Annotated in this window: 17 protein-coding genes; 7 read left to right on the top strand and 10 right to left on the bottom strand. The window is 40.2% G+C overall.

Annotated features, from left to right (window positions below):
• The first annotated feature begins 23 nt into the window (after positions 1–23).
• Both ribD and ACOXY8_RS14685 read left to right on the top strand, forming a co-directional pair.
• Positions 24–1,076, top strand: a complete 1,053-nt coding sequence (ribD, locus tag ACOXY8_RS14690; protein WP_458332367.1) for a bifunctional diaminohydroxyphosphoribosylaminopyrimidine deaminase/5-amino-6-(5-phosphoribosylamino)uracil reductase RibD — start codon at positions 24–26, stop codon at positions 1,074–1,076.
• Between the two features lie 31 nt (positions 1,077–1,107).
• Positions 1,108–1,584 (top strand): GAF domain-containing protein, encoded by a 477-nt coding sequence (locus ACOXY8_RS14685; protein ID WP_458332366.1) that lies wholly within the window; start codon positions 1,108–1,110, stop codon positions 1,582–1,584.
• Between the two features lie 607 nt (positions 1,585–2,191).
• On the opposite strand, the gene ACOXY8_RS14680 is transcribed toward ACOXY8_RS14685, so the two are convergent.
• Complete coding sequence (locus ACOXY8_RS14680) at positions 2,192–2,854, bottom strand: phosphatidylserine decarboxylase family protein (protein ID WP_458332365.1); 663 nt, start codon at positions 2,852–2,854, stop codon at positions 2,192–2,194.
• Positions 2,855–2,936: 82 nt separating this feature from the next.
• Positions 2,937–3,431 carry a hypothetical protein gene (locus ACOXY8_RS14675; protein ID WP_458332364.1) on the bottom strand — a complete coding sequence of 165 codons (495 nt, stop codon included), beginning with the start codon at positions 3,429–3,431 and terminating at the stop codon, positions 2,937–2,939.
• A gap of 168 nt (positions 3,432–3,599) precedes the next feature.
• Here ACOXY8_RS14675 and ACOXY8_RS14670 point away from each other — a divergent pair, with 168 nt between their 5' ends.
• The 5 genes from ACOXY8_RS14670 (at position 3,600) to hflX (ending at position 9,283) form a co-directional block, all read left to right on the top strand.
• The gene (locus tag ACOXY8_RS14670; protein WP_458332363.1) at positions 3,600–5,021 is read left to right on the top strand and encodes a glycoside hydrolase family 125 protein; all 1,422 of its coding nucleotides are present in this window, start codon (positions 3,600–3,602) and stop codon (positions 5,019–5,021) included.
• Complete coding sequence (locus tag ACOXY8_RS14665; protein ID WP_458332362.1) at positions 5,018–6,376, top strand: sugar MFS transporter; 1,359 nt, start codon at positions 5,018–5,020, stop codon at positions 6,374–6,376. Before ACOXY8_RS14670 ends, ACOXY8_RS14665 begins: the two co-directional genes overlap by 4 nt.
• 17 nt (positions 6,377–6,393) lie before the next feature.
• The gene (locus tag ACOXY8_RS14660; RefSeq protein ID WP_458332361.1) at positions 6,394–7,347 is read left to right on the top strand and encodes an ROK family protein; all 954 of its coding nucleotides are present in this window, start codon (positions 6,394–6,396) and stop codon (positions 7,345–7,347) included.
• Between the two features lie 95 nt (positions 7,348–7,442).
• Positions 7,443–8,090, top strand: a complete 648-nt coding sequence (locus tag ACOXY8_RS14655; protein WP_458332360.1) for a c-type cytochrome — start codon at positions 7,443–7,445, stop codon at positions 8,088–8,090.
• Positions 8,090–9,283: a GTPase HflX gene (hflX, locus tag ACOXY8_RS14650; RefSeq protein ID WP_458332359.1), complete on the top strand. Its 1,194-nt coding sequence runs from the start codon at positions 8,090–8,092 to the stop codon at positions 9,281–9,283. Before ACOXY8_RS14655 ends, hflX begins: the two co-directional genes overlap by 1 nt.
• 12 nt (positions 9,284–9,295) lie before the next feature.
• On the opposite strand, the gene ACOXY8_RS14645 is transcribed toward hflX, so the two are convergent.
• From ACOXY8_RS14645 to ACOXY8_RS14610, 8 genes are all read right to left on the bottom strand, one after another.
• Positions 9,296–9,523 carry a PID-CTERM protein-sorting domain-containing protein gene (locus ACOXY8_RS14645; RefSeq protein WP_458332358.1) on the bottom strand — a complete coding sequence of 76 codons (228 nt, stop codon included), beginning with the start codon at positions 9,521–9,523 and terminating at the stop codon, positions 9,296–9,298.
• An 81-nt stretch (positions 9,524–9,604) separates the two neighbouring features.
• A complete protein-coding gene (locus ACOXY8_RS14640; RefSeq protein ID WP_458332357.1) occupies positions 9,605–12,601 on the bottom strand; it encodes a T9SS type A sorting domain-containing protein in 2,997 nt (998 codons plus the stop codon).
• A 68-nt stretch (positions 12,602–12,669) separates the two neighbouring features.
• The gene (locus ACOXY8_RS14635; protein WP_458332356.1) at positions 12,670–13,176 is read right to left on the bottom strand and encodes a hypothetical protein; all 507 of its coding nucleotides are present in this window, start codon (positions 13,174–13,176) and stop codon (positions 12,670–12,672) included.
• 132 nt (positions 13,177–13,308) lie between these two features.
• Positions 13,309–15,081, bottom strand: a complete 1,773-nt coding sequence (locus ACOXY8_RS14630; protein WP_458332355.1) for a tetratricopeptide repeat protein — start codon at positions 15,079–15,081, stop codon at positions 13,309–13,311.
• A 25-nt stretch (positions 15,082–15,106) separates the two neighbouring features.
• Positions 15,107–15,745, bottom strand: a complete 639-nt coding sequence (locus tag ACOXY8_RS14625; protein ID WP_458332354.1) for a hypothetical protein — start codon at positions 15,743–15,745, stop codon at positions 15,107–15,109.
• Between the two features lie 63 nt (positions 15,746–15,808).
• On the bottom strand, positions 15,809–16,243 hold the full coding sequence (locus ACOXY8_RS14620; RefSeq protein ID WP_458332353.1) for a hypothetical protein: 435 nt from the start codon (positions 16,241–16,243) through the stop codon (positions 15,809–15,811).
• Positions 16,244–16,853: 610 nt separating this feature from the next.
• The gene (locus tag ACOXY8_RS14615) at positions 16,854–17,078 is read right to left on the bottom strand and encodes a PID-CTERM protein-sorting domain-containing protein (RefSeq protein ID WP_458332352.1); all 225 of its coding nucleotides are present in this window, start codon (positions 17,076–17,078) and stop codon (positions 16,854–16,856) included.
• Positions 17,079–17,153: 75 nt separating this feature from the next.
• On the bottom strand, positions 17,154–17,228 hold the full coding sequence (locus ACOXY8_RS14610; RefSeq protein ID WP_458332474.1) for a hypothetical protein: 75 nt from the start codon (positions 17,226–17,228) through the stop codon (positions 17,154–17,156).
• Between the last annotated feature and the right edge of the window lie 12 nt (positions 17,229–17,240).

Below are 17,240 nucleotides of genomic sequence, written 5' to 3'. Positions count from 1 at the left end.
ATTGTAGCAGAAAAATTCCTGCATTGTATATTGCGACTGTGAATGAAGTGAATCCTCTAATGATGCAACGCGCCATGCAATTGGCAATGAATGGTTTGGGCAAAGTGAGTCCAAATCCATTGGTGGGCTGTGTAATTGAGCATAAAGGAAAAATCATTGGCGAAGGTTGGCATCAGCAATATGGCGGGCCCCATGCCGAAGTAAATGCGCTGCGGGATGTAAAAGATGAAAGTCTGCTTTCAGAGAGTACTTTGTATGTGAACTTAGAACCTTGCTCACACTATGGCAAAACTCCCCCTTGCGCCGATTTGATTATTGAAAAGAAAGTCGGTAGAGTGGTAGTTTCCAATAGCGACCCAAACCCCAAAGTGGCTGGCCGTGGCATCCAAAAACTGCGGGAGGCTGGCATCGAAGTGATCGAAGATATTTTGTTTGTAGAAGGGCAAAGTTTAAATCGTCGATTTTTCACCCAAATGGAGCGAAAAAGGCCATACATTATCTTAAAATGGGCGCAAACTGCTGATGGATTTATTGCTCGGCCAGACGGATCATCCAAATGGATAAGTAATGAAATATCGCGCTCGCTTGTGCACAAATGGCGTACGGAGGAAGATGCGGTTTTGGTAGGAACTCAAACTGCTCTATTGGACAATCCACGATTGACCGTAAGAGAATGGCAAGGCCGAAATCCCAAAAGAATTGTAATAGACAGGAATTTGCGCTTACCTGCTGATCTACATTTGTTCGACCAATCAGTGGAAACGCTTGTTTACACATTGCGAGATAAGCCATCAACTGAAAATTGCCAATTCATAAAGCTACAGGAGCCATTCGAAATTGAAGCTATTTTGGAAGATTTGCTAAGTAGAAATATCCAGTCAATAATCATAGAAGGAGGAACTGCCACTTTGAATCAATTTATCGCCAAAGGATTGTGGGATGAGGCGCGAGTTTTCACCGCCGGTCATACTTTCAAAGCTGGAATTGCTAGCTCTCAATTGCCAGTTCATTTAATAAAAGATACTATGCAAATCGAAAACGATACGCTAGACTTTTATGTTAACACAAACGAATAATAGAGAACGATTATAAAATCAAGCCATATATATGTCTGAAACACTTATTTTACCTGAAAGCAAAGAAAAAGAAGCTATATACCAAGCCATCCTCCCGCAAATTGAAGCATTGCTATTTGGCGAAGAAGATGAATATGCGAATATGGCCAATATGGCTGCGGCACTCAAAGAGGCCTTCAATTTCTTTTGGGTAGGCTTTTATATTGTGAAAAAGGATCAATTGGTATTGGGTCCATTTCAAGGTCCAATTGCTTGCACAAGAATCAATTTAGGCAAGGGCGTTTGCGGCACTTCATGGCAAAAGAAGCAAACCCTAATTGTGGAAGACGTTGATGCATTTCCAGGTCATATTGCTTGCAATTCTGCCTCAAAATCTGAAATAGTGGTTCCCGGTATTCAGGGCAATGAAGTGAAGTTTGTGCTGGATGTCGATAGCGATCAGCTGAACGATTTTGATAATATTGATCAGCAGTATCTAGAGCAATTGGTGCAGCTACTTTTGAAATAGTATCTTTGCTAGCATAGAAAATTGATTCTTTAATATGTTAAAATGTTGAATTTAAATAACTTATAATCCGCATGCTCGTGCTTACTAAAGATATAGGGCTGTTCTAATACAAAGAGTTGCTTATTTGTTTCAACGTGTCATTTAAATCCAAAGTAATCCGGAAATTCTTTTTTTTCTTTTTGTCATTGCCACAAAAAAGAAACAAAAAAGTCTAGACAAAAAGAAGCTTCCACGCTATGGGCCAACGCTGGCCCGCCTTTTTGTCCTCCCACCCGCAAACAGCCATTTCTTATTATTATTTTCTTTTTCTTCTTACTTCATTCTAGGAGATTTTCCCGTTAAGAAATATGTGTAATAAATAGGCTTTCTAGAGCCAAAGACTGTTTGAGTGCAGCGTTTTCTTTGGGTCGCCTATTTATGGAACATATTTTAGGGAAAAGAAGGTAAAATAACAGTTTAGATTTAAATTCTAATATTAGGGATTGCAATTCTTTTCAATACAAATAGTTGTTTATAATTCTCACTAAGTGATTGATTTTCATGAATTAAAACAAATAAGCTGCGATGCGCCTGTGGTTAGATATTCGTTAATAAATTTAGGTTTGAATTATGCTTTCAACCTAGCAATTGGAGTTACACCTGCTTTGGTTTTTTGTTCTTTATCTACCAGTATTTCCGTACCGAGCGGGAGGTATAGATCCACCCTAGATCCGAATTTGATAAAGCCAAACTCAGCTCCTTGATCTACGGCTTGATTTGGCTTTACATACCAACAAATACGGCGAGCCATTGCTCCTGCCACTTGTCGGATCAAAATTTCAACACCATTGGAGAGTTTGTAAACCAGCGTTGTGCGTTCGTTTTCAGTACTCGACTTGGGATGCCAAGCAACTAAGTATTTACCGGGATGATATTTGAAATAACTAATAATACCTGCCACAGGATTGCGATTGACATGCACGTTGATCGGTGACATAAAAATGGAAACTTGAATTCGCTTTTCTTTCAGGTATTCCTGTTCAACGGTTTCTTCAATCACTACCACTTTGCCATCAGCAGGTGCCAGCACTAAACTTGGATCCTTAGTAACTTTTACTTTTGGATGCCTGAAAAATTGTAAGACTACCAAAAACAAAATAAGACTAACAACTACAAAGCCTTGGCGAATAATCACTTGATCGGGAATAAGTCTTGAAAGTGCCAAATTGAGCACAAACAAAACTCCAAAAGTGAGAAACAACGAGGCGGTACCTTCTTTATGAATAGTCATATTAATTAACATTGAGGGCACAAAGATAACGGATTGATAGGAATATCATCCAATACTGCTTTGCCCTCGATTTTGGGAGTAGTTAAGGTCTGATGGGCGACTGTCTTTCAGTAGGCGTTCTCACGGTTAGAAAAGGAACTTCTTCCATTGCGTGGCAAGCATTGCAATTAACTGTCACCATCTCAAAAGTCTTAATAAATTCAGTAGTATCCTTCGATGCAATTGCCTTTTCCATTTCAGGAAGAATACTGTCTACAAAATTCTTTCCTGATGCTTCATGCCCTGGTCTGCGTACATAGCCTTGCTCCAATACTTCATAAATATGCTCTACTTGGTAATCAGCATATTCCCAATTCATATCTTTGCCAGCCCAGTAAAGCTCTTGATATCTATAACCAACTTCCCTCATAGTACGGCTGAAACCTTGCAATTGATGGGTAATTTCTTCGAATTTCTCCGTTGGCGTTCCTTTTAGCCAACCTGCTTCTCCTACCGCTTCAGTGTTCTCTTCAGGTGCGCATGCATTAATCATTGCAAATGCAGAAACAAGTAAAGTAGACTTTAAAATATATTTCATATCAATTTATTTTTGATTCACAAAAGAACTAAGCTAAGGTAGAATTAGAAAAGAATCATTCAATTTTCTTCGAATGGATTTATTTTTAAGATTTACTCTACATAAACTTAACATTGATAAAAGCATATTTAAATAAAAATGTTAGCTTAAACCTCCCAAAAGTAAAACATGGACAGACAAACCTTTTTGAAAATAAGTGGAATGGTGGCGGGAGGTACAATTTTAGGCTTCCCAACTTTCTCCAAATCTCAAAGAAACTCCTTTACTTCTTTGAGACCTCCATTGGCTGATAGAAATTTCACTAGCCAAGCTGTAGAGGAAACTATAAAGCGAGTAAAAAGCGAAATTAAGAATGAGGAATTGGCATGGCTATTCGAAAATTGCTTTCCAAATACACTCGACACGACTGTAAATTTTAGTATCAAAAATGGACGCCCGGATACATTTGTCATCACGGGCGATATAGAGGCAATGTGGCTCAGAGACTCTACAGCACAAGTGTGGCCTTACCTCCCGCTTTGTACCAATGACGATCAATTATCGCAACTAATTGCTGGCGTAATCAATAGACAGACACAATGTATTTTGATCGATCCTTATGCCAATGCCTTTAACGACGGCCCCGGCGAAAGCGAATGGATGAACGATCTAACCGAAATGAAACCCGAATTGCATGAGCGAAAATGGGAAGTAGATTCATTGTGCTATCCTATTCGGCTGGCTTATAACTACTGGAAAACGACCAAAGAGGAATCATGTTTCGATCAAGATTGGCTTGCCGCTATGCGTTTGGTCGTACAAACTTTCAGGCAGCAGCAGCGCAAAGAAAATAAAGGTCCTTATAAATTCCAGCGGGTTACAGGCTGGCAAACCGACACAGTAGCTGGAGCAGGCTATGGAAATCCCATCCGCCCTATTGGTCTGATTTGTTCCATATTCCGACCTTCTGATGATGCTACGATTTATCCATTTCTGATTCCGTCAAATTTCTTTGCAGTACTTTCGCTTAGGCAACTAGCCGAAATGGCCACTAATATTCATAGCGATTCTGCTCTTGCAATGGATGCATTAGCATTGAGCGATGAGGTTGAGAAAGCCTTAGGCCAATACGCTATTGTGAATCACCCGATATACGGCCCTGTATACGCCTATGAAGTGGATGGTTTTGGCAACCATTTATTTATGGATGATGCCAATGTGCCAAGTTTATTAGCCATGCCCTACTTAGGCTTGATTGATAGGGATGATGAAGTTTATCAGAACACAAGAAAGCTTGTATTAAGCAATTCCAATCCATACTTCTTCAAAGGAAAAGCTGCTGAAGGAATTGGCGGGCCACATGTAGGTCTGGATATGATTTGGCCGATGAGTATTATTATGAGAGCCTTTACTACCGAGAATAAGGAAGAGATTGCCAATTGTATAGAAACTTTGAGGCAAACACATGGTGACACTGGATTTATGCATGAATCCTTTCATAAGGATAATCCGGAAAATTTCACTCGAAAATGGTTTGCATGGGCAAATACACTGTTTGGTGAATTGATTATAGATACTTTGAATAAATACCCAGAAATCGTAAAAGGATGAGTCAAGAGCCAAACTACCGCGGCCCTATTACGGCCATTACTACACTTTTTTTCATGTGGGGTTTCATCACATGCCTTAACGACATCCTTATTCCATATCTGAAAGGAGTATTTGAGTTAAGTTACTTTCAAGCCAATTTAGTGCAGTTTGCCTTTTTTGGTGCTTACTTTATTGGCTCTCTTATTTACTATTTCATCTCGATTAAAAGTGGAGATCCGATTGGTAAACTGGGCTATAAAAAGAGCTTAGTTTTAGGACTTGCTTTGGCAGCAATAGGCTGTTTACTTTTTGTGCCCGCCGCTCAGCTTTTGCAATATGGCTTTTTCTTGGCTGCGTTATTCTGTTTAGGTTTGGGCCTTACCATTCTACAAATCGCAGCAAACCCGTATGTTGCTTTGCTTGGGAAACCAGAAACAGCATCTAGCCGACTCAATTTGGCTCAAGCTTTTAATTCCTTTGGCACTACCATCGCTCCTGTAATTGGTGGTTACTTTATTTTCGAATATTTTTTCAATGAAAGTGCTGGTGCCGATGCGGTGAGAGTTCCTTATATCATATTAGCAGCAGGCTTTTTCATTTTAGCTTTTGTTATCTCCAAAGCCAATTTGCCTGCAATTCCACAAACAGAAGTAAGCAATGTGAAAGGCAGTGCATTGGCACACAAAAACTTGAGAATGGGTATGATTGCCATTTTCTGCTATGTTGGTGCTGAAGTAGCTATTGGCTCCAACTTGGTTTCCTTCCTTGCCGAGCCGAGTATCGCTGGCTTCAATGAACAATTGGCAAGTAGATATTTGGCCCTCTATTGGGGTGGAGCTATGACTGGCAGATTTGTAGGTGCTCTATATTTGGGCAATGGAAAATTAGGCGGTAAGCTCGGTGGTGCCATTGGTCTATTTGCGCTAGCCTTTATTTTCACGATGCTCATTACTGGCTTTGGATTCTTTGAAATACTACCCTTTGCCGGATTGATGTTGGCAAATTTTGTGGTATTTATTATAGGAAAATCCTTAACCTCCCGCACATTAGCCTTATTTGCATTAGCTTCAGCAGTACTACTTCTAACAGGGTCATTTAGCGAAGGCATGCTTGCTATGTGGGCGATTATCGGAGTTGGCCTTTTCAACTCCATCATGTGGTCAAATATCTTTACTTTATCTATTGCCGGTCTAAAAGAAAAATCATCCCAAGGCTCATCTCTTTTGGTAATGATGATATTAGGTGGCGCATTGATTCCTCCTATCCAAGGCTTGGTTGCCGACCAAATAGGAATTCAATTGTCGTTTTTAGTACCTGTAATTTGTTATGTGTATCTTTTCTATTTTGGAGCCCAATTAGGAAAAACCAAAATATAAATTAATCTGATTCAGTCATGAAAGAAATAGCTATTGGAGTAGATATAGGGGGCACTTTTACCAAATTCGGGTTAGTAGATCGGGAAGGAAATGTATTGGCTGAAAGTTCAATGGCCACTTATAAGCATAGCAATCCTGATAGTTTTGTCAAGGTGCTGTTTACTGAATTGGAAGTTTTGAGACAGCCATTCGAAGATCAAATAAAACTGATGGGAATAGGCATAGGAGCACCCAATGCAAATGCCCACAGAGGCACCATTGAGCATGCTCCAAATCTGAATTGGAAGGGTGTGGTGCCCTTCAAAGAATTGCTTTCGAAGTATTACCCATCTACTCAAATATCAGTTACCAACGATGCAAATGCTGCGGCCTTAGGCGAAATGGTTTTTGGTGCTGCCAATGGCAAAACAGATTTTATGGTAGTAACGATGGGCACGGGTTTGGGTAGCGGAATAGTCTCTAATGGAAAATTGTTGATTGGGCACGATGGATTCGCAGGTGAGCTGGGACACGTAATTGTCGTACCCAATGGTCGACAATGTAATTGCGGGAGGAAAGGATGCTTGGAAACCTATGTGTCGGCACCAGGCATTCGTCGTACGTTAATGGAGTTGACAGCAAATACTACATATGAAAGTCCACTTCGCGAAATCAGTTTTATAAAACTCTCTGCCAAGGATATCACTGAGCACGCAAATAATGGAGATAAATTAGCCTTAGCTACTTTCAACAAAACAGGAGAGATTCTCGGTGCTGCTCTAGCAAATGCCGTTGCCTTTACCAGCCCGGAAGTTATTTACTTGTTTGGTGGATTAGCAAAATCCGGTGATTTAATATTGGAGCCAACCCGCAAAACATTCGAACAAAATCTGCTCAATATTTACCAAGGCAAGCCACGTATCGAGCTCTCTGGAATTCAAGATCGCAGTGCGGCAATTTTAGGAGCCAGCTCTCTCGTTTGGGCCAATTAAGGTTTATTGTGCTTATGGGCAGTTCTATTTGATCAAAAAAATAGGTTGATACCAAGTAAAGCTGTTATTTTTGGAAAATACAAACCAATATAGATATGATCTCAACAATGCTCACCTCGCACATTATTATTGTAACTGCCTTTTTGCTATTTATGCTAGTGAAGGTAATACTACTCTTTGCAGCTAAAGCAGAAACAGTTGCAAACTTCCGAAGCAAAACTAAGATCGTAGATATGGTTCTTGGTGTCCTCATTCTGGTGACCGGTTTTTACCTTATGTTTTCAGCAGGTGGGCATCCACCAACTTACTTAATGGTAAAAGTTGTCTTGGTATTTCTTGCTATACCACTGGGCATTATTGGCTTTAAAAGATCTAATAAAGTATTGGCGACACTCTCCTTACTGTTAATCCTTTACGCTTATGGCATCGCTGAAACCAAAAGTTTAACCTTCCAAAAAGCAGACCTTGTTGAGGTAGTCCAAACCGATGAAATGACTGAAATGGATGTGATTTTGGCAAATGGTAAGAACATATATGCTGTACATTGTGTGCAATGCCATGGTGAAGATGGCAAACTTGGCTTATTTGATTCTGGCGATTTGACAGAAAGTGTTTTACCTCAAGCAGAGGCAATCAACCAAATTACAAATGGTAAGGGAGCAATGCGTGCATTTAAAAATGAATTGACGGCGGAACAAATAGAGCAAGTTGCCGTGTATATCCAAACCCTTAAGAATAATTAATGACGCAAACCTACGATACCGGATTAAAACAAGAAACAGCCATTTTAGTATCTGTTGCTCCTCAAGATCAATCACAAAGAACAACAGAAGAGTATTTAGATGAATTAGCGTTTTTGGCTACCACACTTGGCGTGCAAACCAAGAAAAAGGTGCAGCAAAGAATGCAAAAGCCCGATGTACGAACTTACGTTGGCAAAGGCAAACTAGAAGAAATCCTAGGGTATGTAAAGGCTCTTGAAGTAGATATGGTCATTTTCGATGATGATTTGAGCCCTTCGCAATTGCGGAATCTCGAAAAAGAATTGGAAATCAAAATCTACGATCGAAGTTTACTGATATTAGACATTTTCTTAAAACGCGCACAAACTGCCCAAGCCAAAACTCAGGTAGAATTAGCTCGATATAGATACTTACTTCCTCGTCTTACCAATATGTGGACTCACTTGGAGCGGCAGCGTGGGGGTACAGGTACTAGAGGTGGTGCGGGTGAAAAGGAAATCGAGACCGACCGAAGAATGATTCGCAATCAAATTTCGGTTTTGGAGAAAAAGCTTGAGAAAATCGAGAAGCAAAGCCTAACCCAACGTAAAAGTCGTGAATCACAAGTAAGAGTAGCCTTGGTAGGATATACCAATGTGGGCAAATCTACCTTGATGAATATCATCACCAAATCGGAAGTTTTGGCTGAGGATAAACTCTTTGCAACTGTTGACGCAACCGTTAGAAAGGTCGTTATCAATTATATTCCTTTCCTACTTTCAGATACGGTAGGATTCATTCGTAAGCTCCCAACTCACTTGATTGAGTCGTTCAAATCGACTCTGAATGAGGTGATCGAAGCTGATATTTTATTGCATGTAGTTGACGTATCGCATCCAGCTTATGCAGATCAGATAAATGTGGTAAATGAAACGCTGCAAAGCATCGAAGCCAAAGACAAGCCTACTATTCTGGTATTTAATAAGGTGGATAAACTAGAGTTTGATGTAGATGAAACACTGGAAGGATTAAAAACTAGCTTGACAGACTACTACAAAGAATCTGGTGAAGATGAAGTAGTATTTATTAGTGCTATCGAAAAAGATGGAATTGATGAATTCAAGAAAATCCTTCATAAAAAGGTAAAGAAACGCTACATGGAAATTTACCCGAACTACATACAGCCAGAGACCTATTTGCCGGAGGAAGATTAGAAAGGAGAGATATTATTCTTCTCCTTCTCCATCCTCATTATTCTTCTTTCTCTTATCCCTCAATTTCTTCGCACCATAAGCGGCTCCTGCACCAAGCAGTAAGCTCAAGCCGCCATCGATTGGGTTATCTAATACATCAGGGGTGAAACTCGGTGGACCTCCGAAGGTTTGGGCTTCGGCCAAGATAGACAGGAAAAGTAGGCTGATCGTAAGGCTAAGTTGGTATATTCTTGATTTCATCTTTTTGGCTGTTTCGAGTTGAAAGTGGCGGGAGGTTTAGATTTCCTCCCGCTGTTTATTTCTGTTGTTCTGTTCTTTTGATTAATTAACAATTAAACGTTTCACGATTCGGGCTGTGCCGTGGGTAATCTCTACCAAATACACCCCTTTGCTCAATTGATTGAGATTTACATCCATTTCGCTTGTTGTGCTGCTTAGTGTTTCACTTCTCACTTCTACTCCCGACATTGAGACTAATTTTATGGTGGTCTCCGCTACATGATCTGGCTTTTGAATGCTGATCCTCACCTGCTCCTGTGCTGGGTTTGGTAGCAAGAATGCTTGGAAACGACTGTTGCTTGGGTTGATACTGGTAATCACTTCTATGCCCATTACAATGTCAAATCGGTGGCCTTTGCTGCTTGGATCATCCGTTACCTCAAACTCGTACGTCGTGCCTTTTTGGAGGGTGATGTATTCCTCGGTGAAGCGATCATACAGTCTCAGTTTTCTGCCCTCTTCTACGTCGAAGTCCGGTAAGCTAAGTGTGTAACTATAATTCGGTGCTTGGAGATGCAAAGGAATACGGTTCTCTCCCTCTGTTTCTTCGTAGCCACGACGATCGATCGCCAGTGCCCAATCGTCTTCACTGACCGTAAAGAAGTTCACTACTGGGTTGGCCAGTTTAGGTGCATCTGCCAAATCCTTTGCCTTTGTATAGCTATCATCCATGAAGACTAGTATGCGATCCACAAAGTCACCGTCGGCCTCTATAGTCAGCTGTAAACTATTCGCTCCATACTTACTAACTGCGTTGTCCATCCGCAATACATTCGTGATTTCTGCTGGTGTCACTGAAGTCTTCGCCGGCTCAGGGATTGTTAAGGTCGCTGTGGTGCCGCCTGCTCGGATAAAGAACCCGCCGCCACTAGGAATTTTTACACTAGACGTTGCAAGTGGCTCCTGCAAATACGCCCCGCCTCGGCCACTACCGGCTATCAATGAGAAATCTCCCGTATACGCTTGCCGTGGACGCCATACCGAAAAATCTGCCACAGCACCGCTGCTATGCGTAGCTGCACTCAGATCAATCGCTGAAGGGAAGGGATTCCCCACTAAGTTCCAATCGCTAAACTCTAGCCCTACGGCCACACCTACCAAATTGATAATTTGTTCACCCTGGTTAATCGTGCCCTCCCACTCGATCGTTACTGGATCTGGGGTATACGTACCTACATCAAGTAGACTATTCGCTTGTCCCTTCGAACCTCTAAATAAAATACGGATTGCCTCGTGTTGACCTATCGTTTGGCTCGTATTCGTGAAGGCTTCCCAGCCTCCGTCATTATCTTCATTTCCATCGGCATTCAAAGGATCAAAACGGAAAGCAGATGGCGCATTCGTGGCTGTCGGGGTAAAGCCATTAGCCGCTCCGCCCACACCCGTAACATCAATTGAATCTGCCAATACACTTAGTGGTACCGCAGTCGTGTACGGATGACTGAAAAATCTAAATGCTCTATTGCCCCCCGCTAAAAAACGCTCCTGTTGGACTAATACATCTATGCTACCCGCTCCCGTTAAATCGCCGATGCTCGCATCGCCTGTATCATCGCTTTGTAAAATAAGCTTCCCATCACCACTGGCTCCACTGCCCGCCGTGAAGGTTAACGTACGCGTGGGCGCGATCGTCAACGTAGCATTTTCCTCTATCGTGATATCACCCGCCTCAAAATCAAAATCAAAGACAGGATAAGGAGTCGCTCCCTCTGGTATCACGATGTCTGATCCTGTTGGAGGTGCCAAACCTCCACTCCAATTACCTGCCACTCCTCCATCGGAATCTGTACTGCCTGTCCAAGTATAAGTAGCACCACTACTTAATGTTGTGAAGCTCTCTTGAGATCCATACGCAATCCCTTCACTATTGATCGCATATGCTCGTACATAATAAGTCGTTGCCGCTGTTAAACTTGTTACACTTTGTGAAAATACACCTTCACCACCACCTATTGATACCTTTGTATCATCATCTACATTCGGACTTCCTGTTGTGTTGTATACAATTCCTCGGTCTGTTACGGTTGCATCGCCATCATCTGTCACATTTCCTCCTAAAGTCGCCGAAGTCGATGTAATCAAAGAGGCGGAGCTCGTCGTTACCGTCGCTAAACTCGCCGGTGGAGCACTCGTCGTAAACGTTTCAACACTTCCATTGGTGGTTCCTTCTGAGTTTGTAGCATAGGCTACATAACTATAAGAAGTTGAACTTGACAACCCACTTAGTAAAGTATTATACGCACCTGTCGTACCCGATACAGTCTCCTTAAAAACAGTCGTCCCATTCACCTCAGCAAAACTTGGAGATGCATCCGAGCTCGTCAATGAATACACAAACCCTCTCTCGGTTATCGCTGCTCCGCCATCCGCAGTGACATTCCCATTCAACCGTGCTCCTGATGAACTAAGATCCGTCGCCGATAATGTCGATACCGAAGGTAAAGCTGCAGAGGGAGCAGTTGATGTCCAATTTATATCATCCATCCCCAGGTTACTAAGATCAGCTCCTGTAATTACTATTTTGTCAACATCATTAAAATTTGAGTTGGAAGTAAAAACTGAATTCATTCCAGTTACTGAAAAAGTCTGAGTACCTGTTGATGAATTATTTCTAAATCCCTCAATAGTTAGACTATAAGTAAAACTGTAGCATCCAAATAGGTTATTGAATTTGATTGTGCCTAGGTCAATTTCATTCCCACTGACAGTTTCCATGGTCCAATTGGTAGCTGAATTCGTACCGGCCGTAAGATCTCCAAATCCAGTATATCCACATCCCCAAGTATCTGAAGTTCGATATCTATGACTGGTTGTTACTCCTCCAGAAATTGTAAAGCGAAATGATTCTCCATTGTTACTTATAGTGTAAGGATTACCAATCTCTTGATCATCCACATATCCCTGTCCGTCAAAATTAATTGTTCCCTGTGCATTCAGGTTTGTCGTCACTAAAAGAAATAAGACACAGAAACTCAAAATGGTTTGAGCTAATTTAATCTTTGTTGAAACTTGTTTAAATAACTGTAGCGTATTTTTCATAGCGTTTTTAATTACTAGAGGAAATATAGTTTTTGGTAGTGTTGATAGATCAAGAAAACTTGTTAGTCTCATTCTCGCATGTAGCTAAAGGTTTGTCCCGCTGTATAATTACCGGGTGAACTTTGAATAACAGTACCTGCAGGAATGGTAAGTGTTTCACCAGAAGCGATCGTTGTAGCAGCAGCTAGAGAGAATACAATTACCTCATCTGTTGTATGAATGAATGGACCATATGTTGCAGAGTAAGTTCCCATGGCAGTTGCACTGCCTGACTTCCCACCGGAAGTGGTATAAGAAAGACCAGTCGCAGCCCCAAACCCGCCTGCGGGAGCTGAGTTGTACACATTTTTAATGATAACACTAAAGGCGTTTTGAGCATTTGAGTAGTTTTCAGAAAACTGAAAAGTAGCAGGTTGGTGTAAAACCATTTTCAACCGAAAATTCCCATTGTCGCCTGATTCAACACTAAAAGTGCCATCAAGCGTTTGGGCATTGAGTTGAAACTGCGTAATAATTGAAAAGAAAAAAATCGCTGATAGATTACGAAAAAATTTACCAAAACGAAGTTTGAGCATGGCCTACTTGCATTAAAAACTCTCTAGTCACCATGACTAGAAAGAGTAAATGCTAAGAAAATAGGTTATTAGTGAAGAACATCCAGTCACTAGCGGACAATAGGCGGACAACTGAGCAGGACAAATAGCAGATCAGGCCAAATTTGAAAGGAAAACAAGCATTTCTTTAGCGTCTTCAAACCCAAGTTTTTGTTTGAGTCTGTATTTTGCTCTGATTACGCTATCACTTGATATATTCAATAAAGCAGCTATCTCTTTATTGGACAGGTTGATTTTGAGGAGTGCCAATAATCTCTGCTCATTGGTAGTAAGGTTCACTAGTTTTTCAGTTTCAATCAATGAGAAAAATTGAGGGAAAACAGCTTCGAAATAGAGTACAAATGCAGTCCAGTCTCTATCTCCTCTAACCGCATTATGCATTTTTTCAATTAAATTTTCGATGTCTGGATGATTACTCTCACTTTCATCGATTTTAATCTCTAATTCTCCCGCCCTTTTCTCTAAGCTTTCATTTTTTGACAATAACTCCTCGGTGAAAGTAGCCAACCTTCCTTTTTCAGATTCATAGTCGATTAGCTTTAGGGTCATTTCTTGTTGCGCAATTAATTGATCCTTTTCCTGTAACAAGAACTTAGTTTTCAATTTATTACGATTCCACAATGCCCAAAAAACTACAAACAATAATAGTATTGCCACTACTAAAATCACTTGTCTGCTTTTATATATCTTTAGTTTTTCTATTTCAAGTTGCTGTAAATCAATTTCTTGCTTGCTCTTCATTTTTTCAAATTCAAATTGCTTTGTCATGCGTTCATTGTTCTGCTCAATGGTCTTACTTGAAATTGAATCCTTTAAAACGATATGTAGTTTGTGGTACTTAAGTGCACTTTCATATTTCAATTCAGACTCATATGACTTGGATAGCAAGGCATATATTTCACTCAAAAGCGCAGCATCCAAATATTCCTTCTTTTCAAGTGACCTATTCAGTAAAAAAATTGCGCTACTAAAATCAGACTCCGCAATCATTAACTCACTTCTATTCTTGAGCACTATTGCCAGACTACGTTGATTATTAAGTTCTACCCATAACCGCTCTGCGCGATCGTAATATTTATTTGCATTTGGCAAATCCTTCAACTGAGCATAAGCGTACCCGATATTCATTAAAACATTAGCAACTTGAGCCTTGGAATCTAAATTCTCAAAAATCTCTAAGGCCTCCTGATAATATTCTAGGGCTATACCAAAATCTAAATTGATAGAATTAATAATGCCCAAATTGCCATTGATTTGACCCAATCTGATTTTTGAAATTTCCGGGTGATTCTCAACTAAACTTCTGGCTTCCAAAAGAAATGCTTTTGCGCTAGAATAGTCTTTCAAAATTTGCTTGATCGAAGCGATGTTAATTAGATTGGACACTTCTAGATCCGCGTTATTGATTTTTTTAGCAGCTTCAATTCCCGAAAACGATAATTCTATGGCTTTATCATAATTGTTCTCTCTTATATGCATTGCTACTAGGCTCAAGTTAGAATATGCCAACCCATATTGAAAATCAAGAGCTTCTGAAGTTTCTTTTGCTTGGGTTAGAATATCCTTCGCCTCTTGAAACAACGATCTCTGGTTGAAAATTACGCCTTGATTGATCCAAGCCATTACCTTTCCCTCCAAATAGCCTGTTTTCTCTGACAGCTGGATGGCTTGGTTGGCCAGATCCATGGCTTCATTGGGGGTAGTATACATTAAGCCTCGGGTCAGGCTATTGAGGGCATCGATTTTTTCATTCCCTTCAAGCAAGGGGATTTGATATCTGACACTATCGATGCGAGTTTGTTGCGCAATGATATTTAGCGACAGAAATAGCAGAGGTATTGCCCACAAAATAGCTGGTCTCAACATTTGTTAAATATTTCGAAAATAGTAATTAGTCTAGCACAGGAAAAGCGGTGATGACCTGGGCGGTGCTGGATACTTTGGATACTGTCGTTGCTATCATGGTTGCCGCGACACCGTCAAAAGCACTATTCTCTATCATGGCAGTATATGGCCCAGCATTATAGGTTTGTCCTGCTGTATAATTACCAGGTGAACTTTGAATAACAGTACCCGCAGGAATGGTAAGCGTTTCACCAGAAGCGATCGTTGTAGCCGCAGCTAGAGAGAATACAATTACCTCATCTGTTGTATGAATGAATGGACCATATATTGCAGCGTAAGTTCCTATGCCAGTTGCACTGCCTGCCTTCCCACCGGAAGTGGTATAAGAAAGACCAGTCGCAGTCCCAAGCCCGCCTGCGGGAGCTGAGTTGTACACATTTTTAATGATAACACTAAAGGCGTTTTGAGCATTTGAGTAGTTTTCAGAAAACTGAAAAGTGGCAGGTTGGTTCAAAACCATTTTCAATCTAAAATTTCCAAGGTCTCCTGACTCAACGCTAAATGTGGCATCCAACTGCTGGGCAGAAAGAGTTGGTTGAAAAAGAACTAATAAGATGAAAAATGGTAAAGTTCTCTTTGAGATCATCAATAACCAATCTAGCGAACTGACTTTAGTGAAGAACATATAAATCATTTTTTAGTGAAGTGAAACTTGGTAATTCTTAAACATCAGCAAAATGAATAAAGATTATAAATCAAACTCAGACCCATCACTTGTTTTGAATATAGCCAAAGTAATTGTGGTACCTTCAAACATAACTGCTCCAGCAGTATAACCTCCAGAATTGATATTAAGATTTGTTCTGTATTCAAGATCAGGGTTTGCATTATATTTAGAAGTAAAAAGGAAGGTAATGCCACCATTTAAAAGGGAGAAATTATTCAATTCTTGAGCATGGCTATACCCCCGATCATCAAAAGTGATAACTGTTTGGCTGCTAGAACCAAAATTCGTCGTAAACGTTTCCACACTTCCATTGGTGGTTCCTTCTGAGTTAGTAGAATAAGTTGAATAGATAGTTTCAGTTTTTAGAGAAACCCCAATATTATTTGGTGAAATTTCGGAGAGTGCTGCAAATACTCCAAAAAGAAATAAAAGCAAGAGTTGATAGAAGTGTTTCATTGTGAATAGATATAAAAAATATCGAATTATTCTTTGTATAAAAACCACAGCATCATACAGTAGACATTAAAAAATTGATAGTCTTCTAATTTTGCTCGTGCTAGAATTCTTCAAGGGAAGTATAGTCAGCTAATATAATTACTTAGAACTAATAAATCAATATCGTATATCGTACTAATTAAAACAAGATAAAATTTGGTTTTTCTTTGAAGGATGTAATCTTTTGACTAAAAAAGCTCCCCCCCAATTGATATTTATGACCATCAATCATTGAAATTTGGTTTATGGGAACAAGGCATAAAAAGTTAGTGATAAGAAATTTGACGTCTGATCGTGTTTTGATATCAATACTTTTAGACCGTTTTAACCAAAAGAACCTCTGCTCAAAATTTCCTAATTGCTGTACTACACTACTTATAAACTAAACTATTAGATAATTAAACTCTTTCCTCTAATTCCTGTAACAGACATCAAAACAATGAGGATCAGGAACTTATTCAAGGATTTATAATGCGCCTTGTTGAGTAGTTTAGCACATCATTAAATTAAGAAATTCTAAAACTCTAAACCAATAATTAAGTGCTTCGGCTAATATGCTGAATGGAACCGATTACTTCCTATTCTTTTTATCATTCCTAGCCCTTTTTTTATCCCGCAATTTTTTCGCACCATAAGCGGCTCCTGCACCTAGCAATAAGCTCAGCCCGCCATCTATTGGGTTATCTAATACGTCGGGTGTAAAGCTCGGTGGGCCGCCAAAGGTTTGGGCGTAGCTTAGGATGGAGAGGAACATCAAACTGATTGTAAGGCTGAGGGTGAATATCGTTGCTTTCATCTTTTGTTGCTTTTTGCTGGTAAAATATGGCGGGAGGATAGTCTACCCTCCCGCTGTCTTTTAGTTTTGTTATGTTTAGTTTACGATCAGGCGTTTTACAATTCGCTCAGTGCCATGTGTGATCTCTACTAAGTAGATCCCCTTGCTCAATTGGCTCAGGTT

The organism is Peijinzhouia sedimentorum (genome assembly GCF_049340005.1).
Lineage (GTDB): Bacteria > Bacteroidota > Bacteroidia > Cytophagales > Cyclobacteriaceae > CAXBDP01.
The sequence above is the reverse complement of the archived record's forward strand: the minus strand, read 5'-3'. Positions and strand labels throughout refer to the sequence as shown.